This is a genomic window from Kitasatospora sp. NPDC048545, from assembly GCF_040651155.1.
In the GTDB taxonomy this organism is placed as follows: domain Bacteria; phylum Actinomycetota; class Actinomycetes; order Streptomycetales; family Streptomycetaceae; genus Kitasatospora.
Genome location: NZ_JBEZIQ010000003.1, coordinates 95,370 through 111,793, shown reverse-complemented (window position 1 = coordinate 111,793; position 16,424 = coordinate 95,370). Strand labels below are relative to the sequence as shown.

12 protein-coding genes are annotated in these 16,424 nt (G+C 73.7%); 5 read left to right on the top strand and 7 right to left on the bottom strand.

All coding sequences use genetic code 11. From position 1 onward, the window contains the following. Positions 1 to 4: 4 nt before the first annotated feature. The 4 genes from AB0D10_RS04200 to AB0D10_RS04185 all read right to left on the bottom strand — a co-directional run bounded on the left by AB0D10_RS04200 (position 5) and on the right by AB0D10_RS04185 (position 7,472). Complete coding sequence (locus tag AB0D10_RS04200; protein ID WP_360250963.1) at positions 5 to 1,399, bottom strand: hypothetical protein; 1,395 nt, start codon at positions 1,397 to 1,399, stop codon at positions 5 to 7. Positions 1,400 to 1,569: 170 nt separating this feature from the next. Further along, positions 1,570 to 3,162, bottom strand: a complete 1,593-nt coding sequence (locus AB0D10_RS04195) for a hypothetical protein (protein ID WP_360250960.1) — start codon at positions 3,160 to 3,162, stop codon at positions 1,570 to 1,572. Between the two features lie 78 nt (positions 3,163 to 3,240). Then, positions 3,241 to 4,008: a leucyl/phenylalanyl-tRNA--protein transferase gene (locus AB0D10_RS04190; RefSeq protein WP_360250957.1), complete on the bottom strand. Its 768-nt coding sequence runs from the start codon at positions 4,006 to 4,008 to the stop codon at positions 3,241 to 3,243. Positions 4,009 to 4,013: 5 nt separating this feature from the next. Continuing rightward, positions 4,014 to 7,472, bottom strand: a complete 3,459-nt coding sequence (locus tag AB0D10_RS04185; RefSeq protein ID WP_360250954.1) for an amino acid adenylation domain-containing protein — start codon at positions 7,470 to 7,472, stop codon at positions 4,014 to 4,016. Between the two features lie 281 nt (positions 7,473 to 7,753). Between AB0D10_RS04185 and AB0D10_RS04180 the strand changes: the two genes are divergently transcribed. Next, positions 7,754 to 11,092 (top strand): EAL domain-containing protein, encoded by a 3,339-nt coding sequence (locus tag AB0D10_RS04180; RefSeq protein ID WP_360250951.1) that lies wholly within the window; start codon positions 7,754 to 7,756, stop codon positions 11,090 to 11,092. A 107-nt stretch (positions 11,093 to 11,199) separates the two neighbouring features. Here AB0D10_RS04180 and AB0D10_RS04175 read toward each other — a convergent pair whose 3' ends face one another. Continuing rightward, positions 11,200 to 11,436: a helix-turn-helix transcriptional regulator gene (locus AB0D10_RS04175; RefSeq protein ID WP_360250948.1), complete on the bottom strand. Its 237-nt coding sequence runs from the start codon at positions 11,434 to 11,436 to the stop codon at positions 11,200 to 11,202. 192 nt (positions 11,437 to 11,628) lie between these two features. Then, positions 11,629 to 11,940, bottom strand: coding sequence for a helix-turn-helix domain-containing protein (locus tag AB0D10_RS04170; RefSeq protein ID WP_360250945.1), 312 nt, complete (start codon positions 11,938 to 11,940; stop codon positions 11,629 to 11,631). A gap of 165 nt (positions 11,941 to 12,105) precedes the next feature. Here AB0D10_RS04170 and AB0D10_RS04165 point away from each other — a divergent pair, with 165 nt between their 5' ends. Further along, a complete protein-coding gene (locus AB0D10_RS04165) occupies positions 12,106 to 12,303 on the top strand; it encodes a hypothetical protein (protein ID WP_360250942.1) in 198 nt (65 codons plus the stop codon). 901 nt (positions 12,304 to 13,204) lie between these two features. Further along, positions 13,205 to 13,363, top strand: coding sequence for a hypothetical protein (locus AB0D10_RS04160; protein WP_360250939.1), 159 nt, complete (start codon positions 13,205 to 13,207; stop codon positions 13,361 to 13,363). Between the two features lie 367 nt (positions 13,364 to 13,730). Here the strand turns inward: AB0D10_RS04160 and AB0D10_RS04155 are convergent, their stop codons facing one another. Continuing rightward, the gene (locus AB0D10_RS04155) at positions 13,731 to 14,747 is read right to left on the bottom strand and encodes a ScbA/BarX family gamma-butyrolactone biosynthesis protein (RefSeq protein WP_360250936.1); all 1,017 of its coding nucleotides are present in this window, start codon (positions 14,745 to 14,747) and stop codon (positions 13,731 to 13,733) included. Between the two features lie 679 nt (positions 14,748 to 15,426). On the opposite strand from AB0D10_RS04155, the gene AB0D10_RS04150 reads away from it, so the two are divergent. Both AB0D10_RS04150 and AB0D10_RS04145 read left to right on the top strand, forming a co-directional pair. Next, entirely contained in the window at positions 15,427 to 15,648 is a 222-nt protein-coding gene (locus tag AB0D10_RS04150) for a hypothetical protein (protein WP_360250933.1), read from the top strand. Between the two features lie 194 nt (positions 15,649 to 15,842). Next, complete coding sequence (locus tag AB0D10_RS04145) at positions 15,843 to 16,367, top strand: peptidylprolyl isomerase (protein WP_360250930.1); 525 nt, start codon at positions 15,843 to 15,845, stop codon at positions 16,365 to 16,367. Positions 16,368 to 16,424 lie beyond the last annotated feature (57 nt).

Below are 16,424 nucleotides of genomic sequence, written 5' to 3'. Positions count from 1 at the left end.
CCCGTCAGGGGCGGAAGCCGTCGACCAGGTAGGTCCCGTCGGGTTGGCGCCGCAGGGTGACGATCCCGCCGAACTGGCCCCTGACCGTCGCGGACCAGCCGTCGTCGGTGTGGTAGGTGACGTTCGAGTCCACCCGGAGCTGCACGGTGCCCTCGGTCCGCTCGCCCGCCGGGACCCGCCCGCCCGGCACCGGGCCCGCCGTGGCGGAGGTGACCACCGACCAGCCCTTCCGCTCGGTCACCTCCGGCGGCCAGACCGGGTTGTCGACCGGGTCCGCACCGGCCTCGGACTCGCCCTTCGCCGCCATCTCCGCGGTCATGTACGGCTTCATCCGGGGGACGACCGAGGCGAGTCCGGTGTCGCCGCGCCGCACGTCGATGCTGTTCCCCGCGATCACCCAGGCGAGGGCGACGGACTCCGGGTCCTTCGGGACGACCGTGAGCGGGGGCGTCGGCGTGCTCGGCCGGACGACGGGCTCGGACGGCGGCGGGTCCGCCGCCTTCGGCGCGCCCGGCACCGCGGTGCCGGGGACCTGCCCGCGCTCGTCGGAGCACGGGTTGCAGCGGACCGGCGCGCCGACCTGCCCGCCGTACACCGTGGTCCAGCCCGAGGCCTCGGCCCGCAGGCCGGTGGTCAGACCGGGCCGGACCCCGGTGACCCGGAACGGCCGGTCCCCGTCCTTGAGCGTCCAGGTCCGGTGCTCGCCGTCCACCGAGCCATCCACGGTGAGGATGAACTCGTAGCTCTTCCGGGCGGCTATAGCGGACAGGTTGACCACCTCGGGCTTGCGGTCCTCCAGGTACAGGTACTTGTCGGTGAAGAAGGGGGCGTACGAGATCTCGCCCATCGGGCTGCCGATCAGGGCAACCCGGTCGGCGGAGTCCAGGTCGATGCCCATGTCCACCGTGGTCCCCACCCCCTGCGGCGGGCAGTACGCGGCCGTACCGGGCAACGGCTCCTGCGGGGTGCCGACAACGGTGGCCCGCAGCCCCTGGATCGCTACGGTGTGGCCGCTGCCGCCGGTCGCCTCCACGACCAGGTGGGAGGTGCCGACGTCCACGCCGCCCTGTCCGTGCATCCACGACCAGGTCGCCTCGCAGCCGGTCACCGAGGCGGGGATCCCGGTCGGCCCGAGCGGCCGCTCCACCACCGCGTTCCCCTCGATGGCGCCATCCCCCAGCACGTAGCGGGCGGTGAGGGTCGGCCCGGGGGCGCCGTCGTGGTCCAGCACCAGGTAGGTGGTCGCGGCGGTGAGGACCGCCATCACGGCGCCGACAGCGACCACCATCCGGACCGGGTGCTTGGGCGGGAGGTTCACCGAAACCTCGCCGCCCTGGATCACGGTGCCGTAGTTCGCCGCACTGCGGAACGAATTGTGCGTCTCGCCCTGCTCGCTCATCCCCCACCCCGTCAGGCCGCTGCGAGGATCAAGGATGCGGGTGGGAGGCGACGAAGGGAAGGGCCACGCACCGCTACACCCCCGGTCGGCGGGGCGGGTCGAAGGGCCGGGGAACGACGCGGCCCCCCGACCGGGGGTTCCGGTCGAGGGGCCGTGGGGGTGCCGGTCCGTCAGCTCTTGGTCGGCTTCGGCGACGGCAGCGCCGCCGAGCCGCCGATCAGCGGCCACTCCTTGTGGAACGGCGGCAGCGGCAGCTTGCCCTCGATGATCGGGGTGCCGAAGATCTTCAGGTGCGCGGTCAGCGAACCGTTCAGGTCGACGCCGCCGAGCAGTGCCCAACTGCCCTGGACCTGCGGCGGGTTGCCGGAGGAGTCGGCGATCAGCGAGCCTTCGGCCTGGGCCTTCAGGTAAGGGGCCACGGTGGTCTCCACGCCGACGGTGTCGTACAGGCCGACACTGATCTCGGCGCCGAGGGCGGCCCGCACGCCGGCCTTGCCGTTGAGCCGCACGTGGATCGGGCTGACCTTGGTGTCGGCGCTGGTGACCGGGGTCCAGCCCTTGCCGCCGGTGTAGTCGGCGCGGACGGCCCAGGTGCCGGTGGCGTCCTGTTCCGCCTCCAGGTGGACCTGGCCGTCGGCGCTGACCTCCAGGTAGCAGGTCAGGCCGAGGTTGACGACCACCGGCAGGCCGGCGACGGTCAGCACCGGGCTGGCCTGCAGCTTGGCGAAGGGCACCCGGATCGGCGCCGCGCCGGTGTTGCGGGCGACGTCCCCGGTGACCTTCCACTGGGCGTGGGCGTCCAGGTCGAAGCCGATCGACGCCGTGCGCGGGCTGCCCGCGGCGGCGCCGTGGTAGGCGAAGTGGACGGCCGGGTGGAGCTGGAGCGAGCCGGAGGCGTCCAGGCTGGCGCCCTCGGGCAGCGGCACGGGGGCCTTGACGTTCACCTCCAGGGTGCCGGAGGCGTCGGCCTTCACGCCGTTGAGGTCGGCGCCGACGGTGGCCTTGAGGTCCTTGACCAGCGGGGTCACCGTGATGCCGTGCGGGTCGACGGGCACGCTGCCGTCGGCCTCGGTGCCGCCGAGGAGTTCGGCGAGGGTGGCGGGGCGGGTGGCCAGGTTGAGGGTGTTGCCCGCGCCGGGATGGACGGCGGTGACGGCGACCAGTGCACCCTGCGGCGCGGCGGCGGTCGGCGGGCTGGCGATCAGCTGGCCGGGCTGGACGGCGGCGACCGCGGCACCGGCCGAAGGACCGCCGGTGGACGGGCCGCCGGCCGAAGGACCGCCGGTGGACGGTGCGGCATTGGACGGTGCGGCGGTGGACGGGCCGGCGCCGGCGCTCGGGGAGGCCGTGGCCGTCGGGGCCGGGCCGCCGGCCGCGGTGAGGACGGCGGTGCCGCCCGCCGGGTCGTACGCGGTCAGCTGCAGGGCCTTGGTCGCCGCCGTGACGGCGGCGCCGTCCTTGCCGGGGCTGCCGATCGCGGCCTGCTTGTCCCCGGCGGGCGCGGCGGTGACGGGCGCCGCGCCCGGGGTCGGACGGCCCGCGGCGGCCGTGGCGGCCTTGGCACGCGGGGTCCCGCCGGCGGGCGCGGCGGCGGCCGGGCTGCTCCCGGCGGCGGTCGGGCTCGGGTCGGCGACGGTGGCGGCCGCCGGGGCGGCGCCGGTCTGGGTGGTGCCGGGGCTGGTCGGCCCGCACGCGGCGGCCCCGGCAAGGATGAGGGTGAGGACGGCGGGGCCCGTGGCCCTGCCTATCGAACTCTTGAACACGCGGCGTCATGTTACTGACGAGGAATAAGTTTGTCGAAGACAGACCAAACACTCACCCAACGCGGGTTTAACGCCAGGTCACCCGAGACGGCCCGCCGGCAGGGCCGCACCGTCCAGCGGAACGCCCCCGCCGTCCCCGGACAGCTCCGCGAGGTACCGCGAACGCGCCATCGGTTTCGCGCCCAGGCTGCGCACGTGCGGCCCGTCCCACTGCGCGTCGAGCAGCCGCCCGCCCGCCGCGCCGAACCGGGCGCCGAGGTCGGCGACGGCCACCCGGGCGGCGTCCGGGCGGCGCCGGAACATCGAGTCCAGGCTCAGCACCGGCCCGACGGCGACCCCGAACACCCCGCCGATCAGCTCCTCCCCGTCCCACACCTCCCCGCTGTGCGCCGCCCCCAGCGCGTGCAGCCGATCCAGCGCCGACGCCAGCTCCTCGGTGATCCAGGCCGGTTCGCGCCCCTCGCCGCACGCCTCCAGCACCCGCCCGAAGGCCCGGTCCGCGCTCGTCCACCACCCCGACCGGTTCCGCAGCCGCCTCGCCAGCCGGGTGCCGAGCCGCACCCCGTCGGCCGCGATCACCGGCCGGGGGTCGGGCGACCACCAGGCCACCTCGTACGGGTCCTCCCGGCCTGGCAGCAGCACCGCCCCGCCCGCCCCGACGGCGTCCCCGTACACCGCCTCGTTGTACGCGCTCGCGTACACGTCCGCCGCCGGCAGCGGGAACAGTCCGCGCCGGTACGCCGCCAGCAGCTCCTGCGGCCCGAGCGTGCCGCCGAACGCCACCGGGCCGTCGCCGGGGCCGAGCCGGACGTCGAGCGCGTCGAAGACGGCGGCGTCGTGGCGCACGCCGCTCACCGCGCCGCCCCCAGGAACCCGTCCCGCTCCAGCTCCGCCAGGTAGTGGTCGATCAACCCCGCGTCCACCGCGGGCAGTTCGATCCCGCTCCCGGTGAGGGCCGCGTCCGTGTTCGCCCGGTCGAACAGCGGGAAGGTCGGCCGGAAGTACATCTCGCTGATCGACAGCTCCGACCCCGGAGCGCGGTCGACGAACAGCGGGACGAACGGCGCGATCGGGTGCGTCGGCCGCCCGGCCGCGAACCGGACCAGGCCCTGCACCCACTCCCCGTACGACAGCCGGTCGATCCGGTGGCCGCGCGCCCGCAACCGGTCCGCCAGGTCGGCGAGGACGCCCGGCTGCGGCGAGGTCAGGTGGTAGACCTCGCCGTCGGCGGGCGCGTGGGCGGCGATGTGGGCGATGGCGTGGGTGAAGCGGTCGGCCGGGACGAAGTCGAGGAGCAGCCGCACGTCCGGGCAGGTGCCGCTGTCCGCCAGGTACTTGATCAGCGCGCACAGCTCGGTGCCGGTGTTCATCACGCCGCTCGCCAGGTCCCCGGTGACGTCGTTGGTGCGCAGCACCGTGACCGGCAGCCCCGCCTCGGCGGCGTTGTGCAGCAGCTGCTCGGCGACCCACTTGCTCTCGACGTAGCCGACGCCGATCCGCTCCGGGTACGCGAGCGGGGTCCGTTCGGTGACCTTGTCGACGCCTGCCGCCCCGAAGCCGGCCAGCACGGCGAGGGTGGAGAGGTAGTGCACGGGCACGCCCCGGCTGTGCCCGGCGAGCCGGACGATCTCCCGGGTGCCGCCGACGTTGGCCTCGCGCAGCTGGTGGTACGGGTAGAGGAAGTTGACCTGACCGCCGAGGTGGTGGATGGCGTCCAGGTTGCCCGCCATCCAGTCGAACTGACGGCCAGTCAGGCCGACCCTGGGCTGGGTGAGGTCGCCGACCAGCGGCACCACCCGGGGGTCGGCGAGGTCGTGGCGGAGGAAGCGCTGCTGCGTGGCCCGTAGCCGCTCCATCGCGTGCTCCTGGTCGGGCGCCCGGACCAGGCAGTGGATCCGGGCCCGGGTGGTGGCGAGCAGGGCGTGCAGCAGGTGCGCGCCGCAGAAGCCGGTGGCTCCCGTGAGCAGGATCTCGGTGGGTTCGGCCCGGGAGGGCGCGGGGCTCCAGGACTGGCCGACGGGACCGGTCAGCCGGGCCTCCGCGAACCAGTCGACCGGCGTCTCCCCGGCGGCCGGGCCGGTGACCGACCCGAACTCCCGGTCGAGGTCCGGATCGAGGTCCCGGTCGAGGCCCGCGCCGGCGGCCTCCGCGCCGACCGGGACACCCGCCCCGGCGCCGGGGCCGCCGCCCGCCCTGGCCTCCTGCAGCGCCCGCGCGAAGTCCCGCAGCAGGGGTTCGCGCAGCAGCGCACGGGTGAGCGCCCGCACCCGGCCGACGTCGATGCCGAACATGATCCGGGCGCGCGCCAGCATCTCCATGGCCAGCAGCGAGGTGCCGCCGAGCGCGAAGAAGTCGTCCTCCGGGCCCACGGTCTCCACGCCGAGCAGCTCCGCCCACAGCTGCCCGACCGCCTCCTCGACCGGGCTCGCCGCCGCGGCCGCCCCCCGGGGCCCCTCCCCGGCCCCGGCTGCGGCCCCACCCCCGGCCGCGGCACCGGTCCCGGCCCCGGTCCCGGAGCGCGCCCTGGACCCCGCCCGCACCGGGGCCTGCGGCAGCCGGCGCCGGTCGATCTTGCCGGCCGCCGTCAGCGGCATCGCCTCCAGCGGCACGAACTCGGCCGGGAGCAGGTACTCCGGCAGCCGGTCGGCCAGGAACGCCCGGATCCCGTCGGCGCCGTCGGCCGCCCCGGCCGCGAGCGTGTAGTACGCGGTCAGCGCCCGGCTGCCGTCCGCCGCCGTCGCGTCCGCCGCGACCCGCGCCTGCCGGACGTCCGGGTGCGCGGCCAGCACCGCCTCGATCTCCGCCGGGTCCACCCGGTGGCCGCGCACCTTCACCTGGTCGTCGAAGCGGCCGAGGATCTCCAGCTGCCCGTCGGCCCGCCAGCGGCCGGCGTCGCCGGTGCGGTACATCCGCTCGCCCGGCAGCGGCGCGTACGGGTCGGGCAGGAAGGCCTCGGCGGTGAGCCCGGCCTGTCGCCAGTAGCCCCGGGCCAGGCCGGGCCCGCCGAGGTGGATCTGACCCTTCTCGCCGGGCCGGACCGGCCGCAGCCGCGCGTCCAGCACGTGCACCCGCACGCCCGGCAGCGGCCTCCCGATCGGCACCGGGGCGGCCGGGCCCCACACCCCGTCCCCGCCGTTCAGCAGCTCCGCCGTGACCTCGCACAGCGTGGAGGTGACGGCCGCCTCGGTGACCCCGTACGCGTTGAGCAGCCGCGCCCCGGGCAGCCGGTCCAGGCAGCTGCGGCAGTCGTCGGCGTGCACGACGTCCCCGCCGACCACCACCAGGCGCAGCCCGTCCGGGCCGGGCCCGTCGGGCGGGAGCAGGTCCAGCACGTGATGCCAGTAGGCGGGCGTGAAGTCGGCCGCGGCCAAGCCGAGCCCGGGCAGCCGTCCGACCAGCTCGGTGGGCGCCCAGGTGCCGCCGGCGCCCGCCTTCCCGCCGCCCATGACGACCGTCGCGCCGGCGAGCAGCGCGCCGAGCACCTGCTCCAGCGCGGTGTCGGAGCCCAGGGCGGCCAGTTGCAGGACGCGCTCACCCGGTGCCAGCCGGTAGGCGTGGACGATCCGGTCGAGCGTGAACACCAGCGCACGGTGGGTGACCGGGACGCCCTTGGCGCGGCCGGTCGTGCCCGAGGTGTAGATCAGGTAGGCGAGGTCGTCCGGGACGGCACCGTCGTCCGGCGGGGGCTCCCCCGCGTCGCCGTCCTCCGCCCGCACCGCCACCACGCCCGGGAACCCGTGACCGTCGGTGACCACCGTTCGGGCCCCGCAGTCCTCCACCAGCCGCGCCAGCCGCCGCTCCGGGTGCGCCGGATCCAGCGGCAGGAACGCGCCACCCGCCTTGAGCACGCCCAGCCAGGCCGCCACCAGGTCGGTCCCGCGCTCCAGGCAGACCGGCACCACCTGCTCCGGCCCGGTCCCGTGCGCCCGCAGCGCGGCGGCCAAGCGGTCGCTGCGCAGGTCGAGTTCGCGGTAACTCAGGGTCGCGTCCTCGGCGACCACGGCGAGCGCCTCCGGGTCGTGCGCCGCCCGGGTGCAGAACAGCCCGTGCACCGTGTCGGCGAACCCGGCCGCCACCCGTCGCGGGCCGTCGGCACCGGCGAGGCCCAACCCCGCCGGCTGCCACTCCCGCTCCACCCAGGCCCGGCACTCGGACCGTTCGGCCGGCCCGTACACCCGGTGCCAGCCACCGGGAACGGTCAAGTCCCCCGGCCAGAGCGCGTACTGACCGTCGTCGTTGCGGACCACGGCGTGACGCCCGGAACTCGCATCCGTACGTACGCCCCGTGCGCTGTCTGCTGCGTCGTCCACCGGCTTGACCTCGCGCTGTCACGGCAGAATGCTTGGGAGTGCGACATTTCCGACTATACGCACTCATGACACATTGAGAACGTCCGGTCGCCCACCGGCCGGACGCCTCGCACGTGCGCGAAGAAGGCACCCGTCCCGAGCGCGAACACACGCCTCACCGCAGGCGCGAGGAAGCGCCCGACCCCACCACCCGGGGCCGCGACACGGCACCCGGACCCCTCGTCCTCGCCCGAACTCCCCCGTCCGACCGGCGGGGTGATGTCGCGGAGGAGGTAGCCTCGTTGACACGCCGGCGACAACGCCTGATGGCCTGTTACCTGCTCTGGATGATGCTGTTCATCAGCATCTACTACGCCAACCCGAGCCAGCGGATCATCTGGTGGACGGGCATCGGCCTCGGCGGCGTCGCCGCCATCGTGCTCGGCGTCCACCTCAACCGCCCCGCACACGCACGCTTCTGGTACCTGCTGGCACTCGCCAACCTCAGCTTCACCGCCGGCGAGGTGGTCCAGGCCGTCCAGCTGGACATCCTGCACCTGCCCAACCCGTTCCCCTCCGTCGCCGACGGCTTCTACCTCGCCGAGTACGTGCTGTACGCGGCGGGCGTGCTCGGCTTCATCCGCTGGCGCACGGCCCGTCAGGACCGCGCCGTACTGCTCGACGCGCTGATCCCGACCATCGGCCTGGCCCTGCTCGCCTGGATCTACCTGATCCTCCCGTACACCCGCAGCCCCGACCTCACCTGGTTCCAGAAGGTCGTCTCGATCGGCTACCCGCTCGGCGACCTGGTCGTCCTCGCCCTGCTGCTGCGCCTGCTGAGCCCACGCGGCGGCAACTCCCGCTCGCTGCAACTGCTCGCCGTCGGCACCGTCGGCCTGCTCATCTCCGACGTGCTCTACGCCCTGATCCAGCTGCACGGCACCTGGCGCATCGGCACGCCCGTCGAACTCGGCTGGGCCGCCTTCTACACCGCCTGGGGCGCGGCCGCGCTGCACCCGTCGATGGTCGAGCTGACCAAACCCGTCCCCACCCAGGAACCGGACCTCAGCACCGCCCGGCTCGTCCTGCTCACCCTCGCCTCACTGATCGCCCCGGCGATCCTGATCATCGAGTCGGTGGCCGGGAACACCCACAACGCGGGCGTGATCGGCGCCTTCTCCGCGCTCCTCTACCTGCTCGTACTCGCCCGCCTGGCCGTCGTCGTCTCCGCCCGCAGACAGGCCGTCGCCCGCGAACGGGCACTGCGCGAAGCCGGTGCCCGGTTGACCGCGGCCGTCACCGTGGAGGAGGTCTCGGACGCCGTCCAGTCCACCGCCTCCACCCTGATGCCCGCCGAGCCCGGACACGTCGCCCTGCTCGCCGTCACCGAGGGCGGCGTGCTGCACGTCCGGCACGCCGAGCACGGCGCGGCCCAGCACCGACTGGGCAACGCCTCCGACTCCGACCAGGTCCTCGCCCTCGCCTCCTACCGCGAGAGCCGACTGCTGCCCGTCTCATCCGTCGACCTGCCGTCCCGCGAACTGACCGGACACCTCGACGGCATGCCGTACGCCCTGATCTGCCCGCTCACCCTCGCCGAGCGGCCATCCGGCGACCCGCTGATCGGCGCCCTGATCGTCACCGGCACCGAACAGGAACTGGCCAGCCTCTGGAGCTCCCTGGAGATCCTCGCCGGGCAGGCCGCCCTCGCCGTCGAACGGCTCGTGCTGAGCCGGGAGGTCACCCGCCGCAACAGCGAGCTGTACTTCCGCACGCTCGTCCAGAACACCAGCGACGTCATCCTCATCCTCGACACCGACGACCGCGTGCGCTACGCCTCCCCCTCCGCGGAGTCCGTGCTCAGCCACCCCGCGCTGGAAGGCACCCTGCTCACCGACCTCGTCCCGCCCGAGGACATCCGGGAGGTCGGCAAGGCGCTGGCCCGGATGCGCGGCGCGGCGGCCGCCACCCGCGGCGACCGGTCCCGAGACCGGTCCGGGGACGGGTTCGGGGACACGGCCGGCGACGGAGCCGGGGCCGGGCCCCGGGACAGGTCCCCGGACCGGTCCGGGGACAGGCTCGGCAAGAGGTCCGGGGACCGGGCCGGCGAACGATCCGGGGACGAGGCCCGGGCGCAGCCCCGGGAGCAGCTGCGCGATCAACTCCGCGAACACTGGCGGCTGCTGCGCCAGGACCGCACGCCGATCGAGGCCGAGGTCCGCTTCAACGACCTGCGCGCGGACCCGACCGTCGGCGCCCTGGTGCTCACCCTGCGCGACGTCACCGAGCAGCGGCAGATGGAGCGCGAGCTGACCCACCGGGCCTTCCACGACTCCCTCACCGGCCTCGCCAACCGAGTGCTGTTCCAGGACCGGGTCGGGCACGCACTGTCGCGCGGCGAGCGCAGCGGGTCCGTCACCGGGGTGCTCTTCATCGACCTGGACGACTTCAAGGTGGTCAACGACACCCAGGGTCACGCGGTCGGCGACGAACTGCTGGTCGCGGTCTCGCTGCGGATCTCCACCGCGCTGCGCTCCTCCGACACCGCCGCCCGACTCGGCGGCGACGAGTTCGCGGTGCTCGTCGAGGACGCGCTGCACCCGTCCGACGTGGACACCATCGCGGCGAGCGTGCTGGAGGTCTTCACCGAACCCTTCAAGCTCAAGGCGGGCGCGGTCCGGGTCAGCGCCAGCATCGGCGTGGCGACCACCGAGGACAGCGTGGACGCCGCCGAACTGCTCACCCACGCCGACCTCGCGCTCTACTCCGCCAAGGCGGCCGGCCGCCGCCAGTGGTGCCACTACCGGTCGGCCCTGCAGGCCGGGCTGGTGGAACGGCACGAGCTGAACGAGCACCTGGACTCGGCGATCGCGGAATCGGCGTTCCAGCTGTACTACCAGCCGATCGTCGACCTGCGCACCGGCGACCTGGTCGCCTTCGAGGCCCTGGTCCGCTGGCCGCACGACCGACGCGGCATGGTCCTGCCCGACGAGTTCATCGCCCTCGCCGAGGAGAGCGGCCAGATCGTCCCGCTCGGCGCCTGGGTCCTGGAACGCGCCACCCAGGAGGTCGCCGCCTGGCACGCGGCCAGCTCCGCCGCCCGCACCGCCGCCGGCCGCCCCCCGCTACGGGTCAACGTCAACGTCTCCGCCCGCCAGTTCCGCGACGCCGGCTTCGTCGACGTCGTCCGCCAGGCCATCGCCACCTCCGGCATCGACCCCCGCACCCTCGTCCTGGAACTCACCGAGTCCGTCCTGATGCGCCGCGACGACCGCATCCACGACGACATGGCCACCCTGGCCGGCCTCGGCGTCGGCATCGCCATCGACGACTTCGGCACCGGCTACTCCTCCCTCTCCTACCTCCGCGAGTTCCCGATCTCCCTCCTCAAGATCGACAAGTCCTTCATCGACGGCCTCGGCCACTCCACCCAGCAGTACGCCCTGGTCGAGGGCATCACCCGGATCGCCGACACCCTCGGCGTCCAGGTCATCGCCGAGGGCATCGAACACCCCGAACAGCGCGACCTCCTCGCCGCCATGGGCTGCCCCCTCGGCCAGGGGTACCTCTTCGCCCACCCCATGGACTCCCCGCACGCCCGCACCCTCGTCCGCGGCACCACCACGTACGAACCGGCGTGAGGTCGGGGGCGGGGCGCGAGAGTCGGGGGACGGGGACGGGGACGGGGCGACGGGGCGACGGGGCGACGGGGCGACGGGGTCCGGACGTGCCGGCGTGCGGGGTCCGGCTAGCGGTCCGTGCTCAGTGCGCGCGACAGCACCGTCAGCAGCGCGAGCGTCGGCATCGCGTGGCCGGCCTCGATGGTGCGGAGGTGGGTCTCCGGGAGACCTGATCGGGTGGAGAGGTCGGCGAGCGTGAGGCCGAGCGCGGTGCGACGGTCGCGGACAGCACGGGCCAGGGAGTCGGCGGGGTCGCCGTCGGGATGGGCGGGGAAGTCCTCGATCAGGGGGCGCGCGTGGTCCACCGGAGTCTCCTCATCGTCCTGTGAGGGCGCACAGTTTGACACACAGTCACCACGGCGGAGGGCCAAGAGGCGGTCAAGATTCCTTGACCGCCCCTTGGTGTCGGCGGGCGCCCTCGGAAGCCCCTCCGAACGCCCCGGCCGGGCGCCGGGCGGCACACCCGGCGGGTCGCCCGACCCGGGGGTTCACGCGGGTCAGGGGTTCGACCGGATCAGGTCGAGCAGCCCCGGGAAGCGCTCGTCGAGTTCCTCCCGACGGAGGGTGGCCGCACGGCTGTTGCCCCGGTCGACCTGACGCACCAGTCCGGCCTCGCGCAGCACGCGGAAGTGGTGGGTGATCGTGGACTTGGAGACCGGGAGCTCGAAGGAGGCGCAGGTGCGCGCCACCCCCTCGGCTTCCCGCAGCAGGGCGGAGATCACGCCGTAACGCAGTGGATCGGCTAGCGCGTTCAGGACCGTCCGCAGGTCCATCTCCTCGGCCGAGGGGTGGCCTTCCGGGTCGGGCATCGGTTCCTCCATCCTCCGACGTCCTCAGGTATGGGTTGCATCGTACCTTGCCGCGCGGCACCGTAAGGTTCGGAAAATTCCTTACCTGACCGGTCCGCGGTCGACCCGAGCCCGGAGCTGCGACCCACGAGTACCCGGGCCACGACTCCCACCCCGCCACCGGTCATGACGGACCGACAGCAACCCATCCACACAACGACCCTGGCCGCCACCCTCCCCGCCGCGTTCGTCGTCCTGATGTCCAGCTCCGGGACGGCCGTCGCCCTCCCCGACACCGGTACCGGCACCCACGCCGGCCTGGTCCCGCTCCAGTGGGTCGTGAACGCCCTCAACGTCGCGTTCGCCTGCTGCGCCCTCGTCTGAGACTCGACCGCCGACGTCACCGGCCGGACCAAGGCCTTCGCCACCGGCGTCGCCGTGCACGCCGACGTGGCCGTGCACACCGTCGGCTCGCTCACCGGCTCCGTCACCAGTTCCGTCGCCACCGACGTCATCGCACCGGACGCCGCCCGCGCCCTCACCGGCATCGCGCAGGGCTCCCAGTGGGGTTGGGGCAGCCTCGGCGCGATCGGCCCGTTCGTCGGCGCGCGGTCGTCGTGCCGACCGCCTTCGCCGCCGTCGAGAACCGCACCGCGCACCCCGTGCTCGACCCGAGCGTGCTGCACAACCGCCGCTTCGTCGGCCTGCGCCCGGCGCCGGTCGCCGCCTCCCTTCGGCTTCGTCACCATGCCTACCCGCCTGCCGAGTCACCCGACCGCCGGCCGCGGCCGCGGCACCGGCGCGCCGGCGGCCTGCTGATACTGCTGCCCACCGCCCCGGTGCCGGTCCTGCCGATGCTCGCCGCCAAGCTCGTCACCCGGGGCGTGCCCGCGCTCACCCCGATCCGCGCCGGCCTGGCCTGCCTGGCCTGCCTGCCTGGCCTGCCTGGTCGCCGGCCGCCCTCGTCCTGCTCTCACCCTCCGCCACCGTCCTCGCGCTCGCCGCCCCGATGCCGATCACCGGCTCCGGCATGGGCCCGTCGGCCGGCCTCGTCGACGGCCCGGGCCCTGGAACTGGTCGACCCGGCCAAGGCGGGCACGGCAGCCGGCTTCCTCAACGCCCTGCGGCTGGGCAGCGCGGCCGTCGCCGTCGCGGTGCACGGCCCCGCGCTCGCCACCGTGCCCGGCACCCGGATCACCGACGGCATCGGCGCCCACGAGGGCGCCTCGCGGGCCGGCGAGGTGACCGACCAGGCCGCCGGCGGCGACCAGGGTGTACGGCCGGAATGCCGTCACCCTCCGGCGCGACCGACCACCAAGGCTTCGTGGACTTCCTCACCAACGCCTACGACTCCGCCTGCCACTCCGTCCTGCGGGGCCTCTCGGCCGTCGGCGTGGTGCTGTCCGTCGTGATCACGGCCCTGCTGTGTGACCGCCGACAGTAGGCCCGAGCCTGAGCGACCACCCCGAGACCGGGGCCGGCGCCGACACCCGAACCGCTCCGGTCCCACGCTCATGACCCCAACGACCGCCATGCGCGCCACCCACGGACGGCGGCTCATGAGCGCGACTCATGGGTGCGTGGCCATGAGGTCCGCGCATGAGCGCGGCCATGAGGTTCGCGCATGAGATGGGCCATGAGGTTCGCGCATGTGACCTGACATGAGACCAACTCATGGGCCTCGCTCATGAGCTTCGCTCACGGGATCGACCCATGAGCGAAGCTCACGGTATGCCCCGTCCGTGAGCGCGGCTCATGCCCCGCCGACACCCGCCGTGTCGCGGCGGCGCCACTCGGGCCGCCCAGGCACCTCAGGCACCGACCCCGGCATAGGAAAGCGGGTGCTCCAGGGCTCCTGCCATCCGCCCGGTGCGGGTCAGGTGCACCCGGGCACGGGCGATCAGCTCGTCCTCCTGCACCATGGAGATCTCGAACGCGACGGTGCCCGCCGCCGGCGCCTCCACGATGTGCACAACGCAGTCGGTCGGTAGCTCGAACTCGCCGAAGCGGGTGAAGTCGGTCTCGACCCGGGAGAGGAGCAGGCTGCGCGGCGAGAGCCCGAACAGTTCCTGCGCCGCGCACATCGCGGACTGCCGGAAGCCCTCGAAGATCAGCACACCGGGGATGTGGTCCAGCGGGTGGTCGAACAGCGCCGGGTTGCCCTGGTCGACGACGACCTGGGCACGGAGCTCGCGGTCCCCCGTCTGCACCCCGGCCAGCACCACGTTCTGGCCCGAGGCCCGGCCGACGGAGATCGACGGCACCCGGCGGCCGGTGTGGTGCGGCCGGGCCGGGGCCAGGCTGAGCGCGGCGCGGCCCTTGTCGCGCATCCGGTCCCAGGCGGCGCCCGGCATCCACTGGCAGACGGTGCGCATGGTGGCGGCCTCCCGGCCGTCCACCGAGAGGACCAGGTCCAGGGCGCTGCCCGTGACGACGCCGTCCCGGTGCTTGAGGCCGGCCTGGTGGGCCCGGATCTCGGCCTGGCCGGGGCGGGCCCCGATCCGCAGCGCCTCGGGGTCGGTGACGGCCAGCTCCCCGCTGACGAAGATGAACTTGTCGTCCAGCGGTGCGTCCAGAAAGGTGTGCGCGGCGTAGATGGAGGACTGGCGGAAGACCTCGACCAGCAGCAGCGGGTCGTACACGGCGGGCGCGGTGACGTGGTCGCTGTAGTAGCTGTGCACCCGCGGCAGCTGCGCGGCGATGAGGTACTCGTCCTCGGCGACCCGGGCGGCGTCGGTGAGGAAGACCTCGCAGACGGCGGCCCGGTGGACGGTGGCGCGCGGGACGGTGTTCGAATACGTGAGAGTACCGTCGAGGATTGCGGACATTGCTGGGCTGGCCCCTCTGTGCCCCTGCATGCAGGTACCCCTCCGGCCGGAGGTGCGGGCGCGATCGTACCTCCGATCGGAGCGGGGCCACTGTGGCGCAGACCACCCGGAAGCGGACCCGCACGCTGCGGGCCCACGCAGCCCGCAGCGTGGGAACCACCCAGGTCAGCAGCCGGACCGCGCCCTCGCCGCCCGGCACGCGAATGGCCCGTCGCAGCAACGCGACGGGCCATTCGTGTACGGCTGCGGGTCCGGAACAGGGGCCCCGAAGCCGGGAAACCGCGCGCCGGGCACCGGGACCCGTATATCGGGCACCGAGAACCGGGACCCGTACATCGGGAATCGAATCCCCTGGCCCCCAGGCCGGCCGCACCCCGGACCGGCCGAGCTCCGAGATGCTCCCATGGACGTCAAGCCGTGGCTCGGGTGCGCCCGTCGTAGCGCACACGGACCAGCACGATGGTGTGCAGGGCGTTGTTCGCGGCCCGGTCGCCTCCCCGGCGCGGTCGACACCGAACAGTGCGAGCAGTTGCGGTGCGGCCTGTCGCACCAGTGGGCCCATCCCGGTATCAAGCTCGGTGATCTCCTCGTCGAGTGCTTGGTGGCAGCGGCCCAGGCGTCGATCGGGTCGGACTTGAGTGACGGCGGAACGACCTCGTCCACCAGTCACCGGTCCGTGGTGAGTACCGCCCGGGATTCACACAACGGCAACGGCACCTACGACACGGCCACCGTCCACGCCACGTCCTACGGCGGGGGCAAGGAACTGTCGGCGGCCAAGGACAAGACCGATGCCGCCAAGTACGGCAACGTCAACAGCTTCCACGTGTGCGGCACCAAGTACATCGGATGGTTCCCCCCGATCCCGCGGACCGAGTGCGGCGTGGAGATCTACGTGTGACGACCACGGCCTGATCGCGCGGGCGGTCCCTGACCGCACACGGGCGGTCCGCCGAGGGCGTCGGCGGACCGTCCCCTGCGCGCCGGTCGTCTCTCGTCACACGTACGGGTGAGATGCCGTGCTGTCGCCCCGGGTTGGTCCGGCCCGGTCGGAAGACTGACCGCGCCAGTAGGACCGACCGAAGGATGTGTGCCATGGCGGAAGAGCTGTACGCGACGCTGAAGACCAACCAGGGCGACATCGTGATCCGGCTGCTGCCGAATCACGCCCCCAAGACCGTCAGCAACTTCGTGGAACTCGCCACGGGCGAACGGCAGTGGGTCGACCCGAACACCGGCCGGCCGAGCACGGCCAAGTTGTACGACGGCACCGTCTTCCACCGGATCATCCAGGGCTTCATGATCCAGGGCGGTGACCCGCTGGGCAACGGCACCGGCGGCCCCGGGTACGAGTTCGCCGACGAGTTCCACCCGGACCTGGCGTTCACCAAGCCGTACCTGCTGGCCATGGCCAACTCCGGGCCGGGCACCAACGGGTCCCAGTTCTTCATCACCGTCTCCCCGACCACCTGGCTCACCGGCAAGCACACCATCTTCGGCGAGGTCGCCGACGACGCCGGCAAGAAGGTCGTCGACGCCATCGCCGACGCCGAGACCACCCACGACGACCGTCCGGTGAAGGACGTGGTCATCGAGTCGGTCGCCATCGAGACCCGCTGACGGAGAAGGCCCGGGTGGGAAGCCGGCCCTGCGGCTTCCCACCCCCGCCCACGCCCC